We start from the raw sequence: 9,299 nt of genomic DNA on the forward strand, positions 1-9,299 counted from the left end.
GTCTCGCCTTAACAACTCAGCGAAACCTGAAGCTATCCGCGATGTAGTCGGGACGGGCGTTCAGCGTGGCGAAAACGTCCTCCAGGTCAGGCGCCCCCGCCAATATGCCCGACAGGACCAGCGTCGTCGCGACGCCGACGCCGTTGCCGCCGGCGATGTCGTGCTCGACGCTGTCGCCGACGCAGACCACGCTGTCGCGCTCCGGGTGGCCCGCCAGTGCCAGCGCTGCCTCGAATATCTGCGGATTGGGCTTGCCAATGCGCGCCACGCTGCCGCCGAGGCTCTCGTAGAGATCGGCGAGCCGGCCGGCGCCGAAGCGAGGGCCGACGGCAGTCAGCATGATCTTGTCGGGATTGGTGCAGAAGCATGGCACCCGCCGCGCCGCCGCCGGACCAAGAAGCCGGCGATAATGGTCGAGGTCGTAGCGATCGCCCTCGCTGGCGGAAATCAGCACCAGTTCGGCATCGTCGCCGTCCTTGGCCAGGACGAAGGGCAGGCCGTCGACAGCCGAACGGTCATTGTCGCGGCGGATCAGCAGGCATTTTGTCTGCGGGCGCAGGGCTCCGGATGCTGCCATTTGGTGGAAGGAGCGCCACGCCACCTCGCCGGAGGAGACAAAGTGATCCCAGCTTCCCGGTTCGAAACCGAGCTTCAGCAGGCGGCGCTCATTGGGTTGCGCCCGCTTGCCGGAATTCGAGATCAGTACGATGGTCTTGCCGGCGCGCTTGAGTGCCGACAACGCTTCGACAGCACCTGGATAGGCGCTGGTGCCGTCGTGCAGCACACCAAATTGGTCGAGCAGGAACACCTGATAGCGGTCGGTCAGCGCGGCGATGCCGTCGAGGTGTTGAATTGCCTTGGCCGTCATAAAAGCCCCGCTGCGCTTGCGCCCATCAGCGCCAGCCGCGCCGTGCCGGCAGCGGCCTCCTCCGAAAGAGCCGGCACGAGAGCGACGCCAAGCTTGCGCTGCCGGATCGCTGTCCAGGCCGGATTGGCCGCACCGCCGCCGACGCTCCTGACCGATGTCAGCCGGGGGGCGCCGAGTTCGGCAAGCCGGCGATAGCCGAGCGCTTCGATCGCCGCAATACCCTCGAACATCGCTTTCAGATAGTCGGCGTCGTCGGCGGGCCGCGGCTCGAGGCGCGGCGGCAGCGCCGGATCGGCTATGGGGAAGCGTTCGCCCGGCGCCGGCAGCGGGTAATAATCGAGGCCGGTCTTCGTCGCCGGGTCGATTTTTTTGCTGAGTTCGACAATGCGGGCGACGGGGAAATGCTGGGCCAGCACCTTGCCGCCGGAGTTCGAGGCGCCGCCCGCCAGATAGGTGTCACCCAGCCGATGGCTGTAGATGCCGAATTGCGGCGCCGAGATCGGCCGGTCGGAGAGGATCTTGATGGTCAGCGACGAGCCGAGCGCGGTAACGCCGTCGCCCGCGGCACTCGCACCGGTCGCCAGGAATGAGGCGCAGCCATCCGTCGTGCCGGCAACGATAACCACGTCGCGCGGCAGGCCGAACATTTTCGCAGCGCTGGCGGTGAGCGTGTCCGTGACATCGCCCGGCCGCACGATGCGGGGCAGGAATTCCATGCGCACGCCGGTCGCCGCGATCCAGTCCGGCCAGCGCCGGGCCTCGACGTCGTAGCCGGTCTTCAGGGCGTTGTTCTCGTCGCTGACATCGAAGCGGCCGGAAAACTGTCCGGCGATCCAGTCTGCCTGGTGCAGCACAGTGGCGACGCCGGGCAGGTGCTGGAAAGACAGCGCCTTGGCGAGACCGGAGGTCGCCCCAAGTGCAGCGCTCGTTGCCGGTGCCGCGCCGGCTATTGCTGTCAGAATAGTGTCGTCAGCGACCTTGTCGTTGTACATCAGCGGTTCGGCCAGCGGCCGCCCGGCGCCGTCGACCGGCAGCAGCGTGCCCGACGTACCGTCGACGGCGATCGAGCGCACTGCCGCGCGATCGATACATTTGAGCAGTTCCGCCAACGCCGCGCCGACCGCCTCCCACCATATGGCGGGGTCGCGGCCGTTCGGCCCAAATCGCTCGAGGGCAATAGCGGAATGCGCGGCAATGGAAAAATCCGGACGCATGGCGACGGCGCGCGCGCCGGATGTGCCGATGTCGATGCCGATGGCAAGCGGGCCAGACGAACGCGGCATGTCAGCTGCCTCCGGCATTGAGTTTCTGACGATATTTTTCGGCGTCCCAGTTGATCAGCTCGTCATTCTCCGCCGCTGTCAGATAATTCAGCTTCGCCGCGACATCGATCCGCGCTGTCACGTCGGAAAGGCAGCGCTGCATGGCGTCGGCACCGGCGCCGGCGTCGCCGCGCATCAACACGCCGAGTCCAGGAAACAGGATCGCCGCGGGTGCGGCGCCGCAGCGCTCGATGACGCGCTTCACACCCTCGTCCGGTCTCGCCACGACCGAGCCTTCGCCGAGAAAGATGACGTGGTCGGGGTAGAGGCTGCCACCCGAAGCCATGCGGCAGCTTTCGGCGTCGATCGCCACCGCATGCGCCTCAACGTCCGCCGGCAATCTGTAGTCGCTGTCGCCGGCGCGCGCCGTCAATGCCGCGATGTCCGGTTCCGCCACCTGGCGCGGCGGCCGCGCCAACAGTCGTGTCACGCGCCGCAGCAGCATGTCGGCCGCGGCGACGGTCTCGGCTGCAACGACCAGGCCGTGATTGCCGAGGATCAGGATATCCACGCCTGGCCGAAGGCGCTCGGCTATACCCTGCGCGAGTGGCAGTCCCGGCCGGCGATAGGGAATATACGCCCATTGATGGCCGTCGAGCCGCCTGGCGGCCTCGGCCTCGCAGTCGGCCTGCACGGCCAGCGGAATGGTCTCGACGCAGTGAACATGCAGAACGATGCGCTGCGGCATCAGCGCATGCACGGTGGTCTCGATCGACGGGCGCAAGCCGCGCGCGTTGAGGGCGTCGACAGTGAAGGCCTGCGGCTGTTCGGCGGCCGGGTCGCGCCGTTCGATGGCGTCGAGCAATGGCGGGATGCCGACCGGCACCATGATGTCCGCGATGAGCGCGTCCTTCAGCCAGGTGCCGGAGGCCTTGATCCAGAGCGTGTCGCCGGCTTTCAGCGAGGTGTTGCCGCCGGCGGCCTGGGTCAGATGCGGGTCGCTGCCGATGGCGGCCGAAAGCGACCGCAGCGCTGCCAGTTCCTGCGCATCCGCACTGATCGTCATCGAAATTCCTCCACAAACCGGCCGCGTGGCCACGGCTTTGGACGTCCCAGTGCCGGGACGAAGACCGACGCTGGTATCGCAGATGCGAGTAAGTTACGTCAACAGTGATGTTATCGCGTCAGATCAGGCTTGCAATCCGAGGCGTGTTGAGTAAGTTGCACCAATTGCCGTGCAAAATGGCAATGACGTGCAAAATGCTTGGGAGGCAAGTGCATTGGGAGGTAAGGGTTGAGCGACTCCGGCCGCCAGCGCCAGATTGTCGAGCTTTTGCGGGACCGGCCTTTCGCATCGGTGCGCGAGCTGCAGGAACGGCTTGGCGTGTCGGCGGCGACAGTGCGGCGCGACATCGACAAGATCGACGAAGCCGGCGAAGCGCGCAAGGTCTATGGCGGCATCTCGGCGCTCGATGGCGCTTCGCAAGCCGGCGTCGCCTATGCCAGGCCCTATGACGAGAACCGCGACCTCGCCGTCGAGGCCAAGCGGCAGATCGCCGCTCTCGCCGCCACCATGGTGCGCGACGGCGACGCGGTCATCGTGCATGGCGGTTCGACCTGCTTCCATCTCGGCGTCAAGCTCGCCGACCGCAACATCCGGCTCTACACCAACTCGATGCCGCTCGCGGCCTATCTCAGCGACCACGGCCATTGCAGCCTCACCGTCGCCGGCGGCGAACTGCACCGCGAGCCGGGCATCATCCATTCGCTGACGCAGACGGTGCCGTTCTACGCCTCGAAGTTCTTTCTCGGCGCGCAAGGCATCGGCCAGGAAGGCCTTCTGGAATCGCACCCGCTGCTGGTCCGCTCGATCGTCGAGCTCAGCCTCTGCGCCGACCAGATCGTCGTGCTGGCCGACAGCCGAAAACTGTCGATCCACGCGCGCAATGTGGCACTGCCGCTGTCGCGGATCGGCACGCTGGTCACCGATGACGGCCTGTCCGAGACAGATGCCCGCATGCTCGAAGATGCCGGCGTCATGGTGCGGATCGCGGCTTCCTCGGGAGGCGCCCAGTGAACATCGCCGTCCTCGATTTCGGCAAGACCAATTCGAAGCTGTTCGTCTTCGGCCAGGACGGACAGATCCTCGAGGAGCGCCGCACCCAGCCGAGCTGGATCCGCAAAGGCGGCTTCAGCGTGCTCGACGAGCCAGCGCTGCACGACTGGGCGGCTCGCGCCATCGATGATGCAGTCGACACGCATGGCGTGGAAGGGCTGATGGTATCCGGCCATGGCTGCACCTTCGCGTTGGTCGACGAAGCCGCGCTGACGCATCCGATCCTCGATTACGAGCAGGAACCGCCAGCTGAAATCGCCGCGCAGATCGACCGCCGCATTCCGGATTTTGCCGAGACCTTTTCGCCGCGCCTGCCGCTTGGCTTCAACTACGGCCGCCACATGTTGTGGCTGAAGGAGGTGGAGCCCGGTGCCTTCGCCACAGCGAAATCGATCCTCGGCTACCCCCAATATTGGAGCTGGCGGTTTGGCGGCCGGCCGGTATCGGAAGTGTCGTATCTTGGCTGCCACTCGCATTTATGGGCGCCGCGCAAACGCGATTTCAGCTCGCTGGTCGATGCCGAGGGCTGGCGCGGCCAGATGCCCGCCTTCGAGCGTGCCGGCGCGGTGATCGGCGAGCAGCGCTTCGGCCAGGCCGCGAAGCCAGTCGCCATCCATAATGGCGTCCACGACAGCAATGCCGCGCTCCATGCCTACCGCCGGCAGCAGCTCGGGCCGGTGACCGTGGTCTCGACCGGCACCTGGGTGGTCGTGCTCAATCCGGACTGCCCGCTCGACGCACTCGACGGCGAGCGCGACATGCTGGTCAATGTCGATGTCGATGGCGGCCCGGTGCCAACCGTCCGCTTCATGGGCGGACGCGAATTCGCCACGATCAGCGCCGGCTGGCAGGGCGCAATCGCGCCGTCATCGATACAACGGGTGATCGACGCCGGCATTATGGCGCTGCCGAGCTTCGCGCCCGGCGGCCCGATGCCGCGCCGCCGCGGCGAACTGGTCGGGCGTACGCCCAATGCCGAGGAACGCGCGGCCATGGCGCTGCTCTATGTCGCGCTGATGGTCGATCTGTGCCTCGAGCTGATCCATTCGGACAACGCAGTGATCGTCGACGGCGGCCTGAACAATGGCGGGCTGCTTGCCGCGTTGCTGGCGCAGTTGCGGCCCGGGCAGGCTTTCCTGCAGGGCGCAACGCTGGAGGGCAGCGCCACCGGTGCTGCCGCACTTGCCTTCGAAAGCGTCGGACGCGAGTTTGCCACCGAGGCGCCGGAGGCGGTGCATGCGGCAAGTTTCAGCGGCCTTGCCGGCTATCGCAACGACTGGCGCGGCCTTGCCGCCGACCGGGCTGTGGCCAGCGCAACTGCAGGAGCTGCGCGATGAGCGGCGCCGCCCGGATCGAGACGGTGCGCCAGCCGGTGCTGGAGATGCGCCACATCTCCAAGACGTTCGGTGCGATCCGCGCCTTGCACGATGTGTCGCTGACCGTTCACGCCGGCGAGCTGCACGCGCTGATGGGCGAAAACGGTGCCGGCAAGTCGACGCTGATGAAGGTGCTGTCCGGCGCCTACCGGCCGGACCCCGGCGGCGAAATCCTGATCGACGGCGTGCCGGCCGCGACTGGCGACCCGATCAAGGCGCGCGCCGCCGGCATTGCGGTCATCTATCAGGAGCTGTCGCTGGCGCCTAATCTGTCGGTAGCGCAGAACATTTTTCTCGGCAACGAGCCGCGACGGTTCGGCGTTGTCGACCGCGAGCAGTGCAATCGGCGCGCCAGCGAGATCATCGCGCGGCTTGGCGTGACCTTCTCGGCGCGCACTCCGGTCGCAAGCCTGTCGCTCGGCGAGCGACAGCTGGTGGAAATCGCCCGCGCGCTGTCGACCAATGCGCGCATCATCGTCATGGACGAGCCGACCACGTCGCTGACCTCGCGTGAGACCGACCGGCTGTTCGAGGTGATCGCGACGCTGAAGTCGCAAGGCATCGCCATCATCTACATCAGCCACCGCATGGAAGAGGTCTACCAGCTCGCCGACCGCGTCAGCGTGCTACGCGACAGCGGCTATGTCGGCACGCTCGACCGCGCCGACCTGAACGCCTCGCGCCTGGTATCGATGATGGTCGGGCGCGATCTGTCGACGTTCTACAAGAAGGATCACCGTCCGCCGGACAGCAAGCGCGCCATCGCGCTGTCGGTGCGCGACATGTCGGACGGCAATCTCATAAAGAATTGTTCCTTCGACCTCCACCAGGGCGAGGTGCTGGCACTGGCCGGCCTGGTCGGCTCGGGCCGCACCGAACTGGCACGGCTGATCTTCGGCGCCGACAGGCACACATCAGGCACGCTGGAGCTCGGCGGCAAACCGATATCCATCGGTTCGCCGAGCGAGGCGCTCGATGCCGGCATCGCCTACCTGACCGAGGACCGCAAGCAACTTGGCCTGTTTCTCGACATGTCGATCTCCGACAATATCAGCATGGGCGTGCTGGCAAAGGACGCGAAGGCCGGCGGTTTGCGCGACTTCACGGCTGCCGAAAAGCGCGCCGCCAAGGCGGTGTCAGACCTCTCCATCCGCACCAGCTCGGTGCAGGCCAATGCCGGCTCGCTGTCGGGCGGCAACCAGCAGAAGGTGCTGCTCGCCCGCCTGCTGGAAACCGAGCCGCAGGTCGTCATCCTCGATGAGCCGACCCGCGGCGTCGATGTCGGGGCGAAGTCGGAAATCTATCGGCTGATCGACAACCTGGCCAAGAAAGGCATCGCCATCCTGATGATCTCCAGCGAACTGCCGGAGGTGATCGGCATCGCCGACCGCGTGCTGGTGATGCGCGACGGCACCATTGCCGGCGAGGTGACGGCGTCGGAGGGCGAGCCGCTGCGGCAGGAAGCGATCATGGAACTTGCAACGGGAGCGGCTCAGCGATGACCGACAAGGTGGCCGACACGATGAAAGCGGACGACCGGGCGGTCGGCAGGAGCACGAGGTGGCGTACCGCCATCGCCGCACTCGGCATGCTGCCGATCCTGATCCTGCTGGCGGTCGGCTTCCAGTTCATCAATCCGCGCTTTTTCACCCAGACCAACCTGCTGATCGTCATGCAGCAATCGTCGATCAATATCGTGCTGGCCGCCGGCATGACCTTCGTCATCCTGACCGGCGGCATCGACCTGTCCGTCGGCTCGATCCTTGCCGCCTCGGCGATGGTGGCGGTGATGGTGTCGCTGGTGCCCGATTGGGGACTGCTGGGCGTGCCCGCGGCCATTCTCGTCGGGCTCGGTTTCGGCGTCATCAACGGGCTGCTGATCGCCTATATCAAGCTGCCGCCCTTCATCGTCACGCTGGGATCGCTGACCGCCGTGCGCGGCGTCGCCCGCCTGCTCGGCCAGGACACGACGGTGTTCAACGCGGACCTGCCGTTCGACTTCATCGGCAACGGTTCGCTGTTCGGCGTTCCGTGGCTGGTAATCATCGCGCTGGCGGTCGTCGTCCTGTCCTGGCTGGTGCTCAAGCGCACCGTGCTCGGCACCTGGATCTACGCCGTCGGCGGCAACGCCGAGGCCGCCAGGCTGACCGGCATCAAGGTGCCGCTGGTGCTGCTCTTCGTCTACGGCGTTTCCGGCCTTCTGGCCGGCCTTGGCGGCGCCATGTCGGCGGCCCGGCTCTATGCCGCCAACGGGCTTCAGCTCGGCCAGTCCTACGAACTCGACGCCATTGCCGCAGTCATCCTCGGCGGCACCAGTTTCGTCGGCGGTGTCGGCTCGATCTGGGGCACGCTGATCGGCGGCCTGATCATCGCCGTGCTGTCCAACGGGCTCATCCTCGCCGGTGTTTCGGACATCTGGCAGTACATCATCAAGGGATTGGTCATCATCGTGGCGGTCGCCCTCGACCGTTACCGGCTCCAGGCAGGAGCAAGAACGTGATGGCCCTTAGTCGCCGGCATCCAACGAGCCGGTTTCATGTGTAACGCACCGTGAGAGGCGCGGGGCATCAGGAGGAAAATAAAACAATGAAGACCATCGCTAAACTGCTCTGCGGCGTCGCCCTTGCGGCCGCCGTCATCGCGCCGGCATCGGCAAAGGATCTGAACAAGGTCGGCATCTCGGTCGGACTGCTCGGCAACCCGTTCTTCGTCGCCACCATCAAGGGCATCGAGGACGCGGCCAAGAAGATCAACCCGAATGTGCAGGTGACATCGGTATCGGCCGACTACGATCTCAACAAGCAGGTATCGCAGGTCGATTCCTTCATCGCTGCCGGTGTCGACGTCATCATGCTCAACGCAGTCGATGCCAAGGCGATCGCGCCGGCGGTGAAGAAGGCGCAGGCGGCCGGCATCGTCGTTGCCGCTTTCGACGTTTCGGCGCCGGGCGCCGACGTCACCGTGATGACCAACAACGTCAAGGCCGGCGAAGAGGCGTGCCAGTATCTGGTCGATAATACCGGCGGCAAGGGCGACTATGTCATCCTCAATGGCCCGGCCTCGTCGTCGATCCTGGAGCGGGTCAAGGGCTGCAAGGACGTGCTGGCAAAGCACCCCGACATCAAGATCCTTTCCGACGACCAGAACGCCGAAGGCTCGCGTGACGGCGGCCTGAAAGTGTTCCAGTCGCTGCTGACGCGTTTCGACAAGATCGACGCGGTCTTCGCCATCAACGATCCGACGGCGATCGGCGCCCAGCTTGCGGCCAAGCAGCTCAACCGCTCGGAGTTCATCTTCACCGCGGTCGACGGTGCACCCGATATCGAGAAGGAACTCGCCTCCGGCACGTCGATGATCAAGGCCTCGGCCTCGCAGGATCCCTATGTGATGGCCGGCCAGTCGCTGACGATGGCGGCTGACCTGCTTGCCGGCAAGAAGCCGGCCGAGCCGACGGTGCTGCTCGACCCGAAGCTGATCACGGCCGACAATTTGAAGGATTACAAGGGCTGGACCGCGGCTCGCTAAGCCTCCCAAGCCTGGTGGGGGGGGGGGGGGCGGCCGCCCGGAGGTGGGTTGGGGGCAGGGGTGAAGGAAAACACGGGTGGGGGGGGTGGTGGGTATATAACCGCACCTGAGATAGTTGCTTCTGCGTGAAACCCAAAAAATATTGTGGGGCG

8 protein-coding genes are annotated in these 9,299 nt (G+C 65.9%); 5 read left to right on the forward strand and 3 right to left on the reverse strand.

The window, feature by feature from the left end:
• Window positions 1-16 precede the first annotated feature (16 nt).
• Genes NKI47_RS23340 through NKI47_RS23350 form a run of 3 tightly spaced genes read right to left on the reverse strand, consistent with a single transcriptional unit; the run spans window position 17 to window position 3,196 of the window.
• On the reverse strand, window positions 17-868 hold the full coding sequence (locus NKI47_RS23340) for a TIGR01459 family HAD-type hydrolase (RefSeq protein WP_023680489.1): 852 nt from the start codon (window positions 866-868) through the stop codon (window positions 17-19).
• The gene (locus NKI47_RS23345; protein ID WP_031213171.1) at window positions 865-2,151 is read right to left on the reverse strand and encodes an FGGY-family carbohydrate kinase; all 1,287 of its coding nucleotides are present in this window, start codon (window positions 2,149-2,151) and stop codon (window positions 865-867) included. Before NKI47_RS23345 ends, NKI47_RS23340 begins: the two co-directional genes overlap by 4 nt.
• A gap of 1 nt (window position 2,152) precedes the next feature.
• Window positions 2,153-3,196, reverse strand: a complete 1,044-nt coding sequence (locus tag NKI47_RS23350; protein ID WP_352593794.1) for a class II aldolase/adducin family protein — start codon at window positions 3,194-3,196, stop codon at window positions 2,153-2,155.
• A gap of 228 nt (window positions 3,197-3,424) precedes the next feature.
• On the opposite strand from NKI47_RS23350, the gene NKI47_RS23355 reads away from it, so the two are divergent.
• From NKI47_RS23355 to NKI47_RS23375, 5 genes are all read left to right on the forward strand, one after another.
• On the forward strand, window positions 3,425-4,207 hold the full coding sequence (locus NKI47_RS23355; protein WP_023680486.1) for a DeoR/GlpR family DNA-binding transcription regulator: 783 nt from the start codon (window positions 3,425-3,427) through the stop codon (window positions 4,205-4,207).
• Window positions 4,204-5,583 carry an FGGY-family carbohydrate kinase gene (locus NKI47_RS23360; RefSeq protein WP_352593795.1) on the forward strand — a complete coding sequence of 460 codons (1,380 nt, stop codon included), beginning with the start codon at window positions 4,204-4,206 and terminating at the stop codon, window positions 5,581-5,583. Before NKI47_RS23355 ends, NKI47_RS23360 begins: the two co-directional genes overlap by 4 nt.
• Entirely contained in the window at window positions 5,580-7,124 is a 1,545-nt protein-coding gene (locus NKI47_RS23365) for a sugar ABC transporter ATP-binding protein (protein WP_352593796.1), read from the forward strand. The genes NKI47_RS23360 and NKI47_RS23365 overlap by 4 nt, the downstream gene beginning before the upstream one ends.
• A gap of 20 nt (window positions 7,125-7,144) precedes the next feature.
• The gene (locus NKI47_RS23370) at window positions 7,145-8,122 is read left to right on the forward strand and encodes an ABC transporter permease subunit (RefSeq protein WP_502896740.1); all 978 of its coding nucleotides are present in this window, start codon (window positions 7,145-7,147) and stop codon (window positions 8,120-8,122) included.
• A gap of 86 nt (window positions 8,123-8,208) precedes the next feature.
• On the forward strand, window positions 8,209-9,147 hold the full coding sequence (locus NKI47_RS23375; protein WP_352470775.1) for an ABC transporter substrate-binding protein: 939 nt from the start codon (window positions 8,209-8,211) through the stop codon (window positions 9,145-9,147).
• The last annotated feature ends 152 nt before the right edge of the window (window positions 9,148-9,299 follow it).

Source organism: Mesorhizobium sp. M0633 (genome assembly GCF_040320645.1).
Lineage (GTDB): Bacteria > Pseudomonadota > Alphaproteobacteria > Rhizobiales > Rhizobiaceae > Mesorhizobium.

What these genes read in the sequence shown, in the direction of transcription:
- NKI47_RS23365 (WP_352593796.1), top strand. Translation starts at nt 5,580, where the DNA reads ATGAGCGGCGCCGCCCGGATCGAGACGGTGCGCCAGCCGGTGCTGGAG.
- NKI47_RS23350 (WP_352593794.1), bottom strand. Translation starts at nt 3,196, where the DNA reads ATGACGATCAGTGCGGATGCGCAGGAACTGGCAGCGCTGCGGTCGCTT.
- NKI47_RS23375 (WP_352470775.1), top strand. Translation starts at nt 8,209, where the DNA reads ATGAAGACCATCGCTAAACTGCTCTGCGGCGTCGCCCTTGCGGCCGCC.
- NKI47_RS23370 (WP_502896740.1), top strand. Translation starts at nt 7,145, where the DNA reads ATGAAAGCGGACGACCGGGCGGTCGGCAGGAGCACGAGGTGGCGTACC.
- NKI47_RS23345 (WP_031213171.1), bottom strand. Translation starts at nt 2,151, where the DNA reads ATGCCGCGTTCGTCTGGCCCGCTTGCCATCGGCATCGACATCGGCACA.
- NKI47_RS23340 (WP_023680489.1), bottom strand. Translation starts at nt 868, where the DNA reads ATGACGGCCAAGGCAATTCAACACCTCGACGGCATCGCCGCGCTGACC.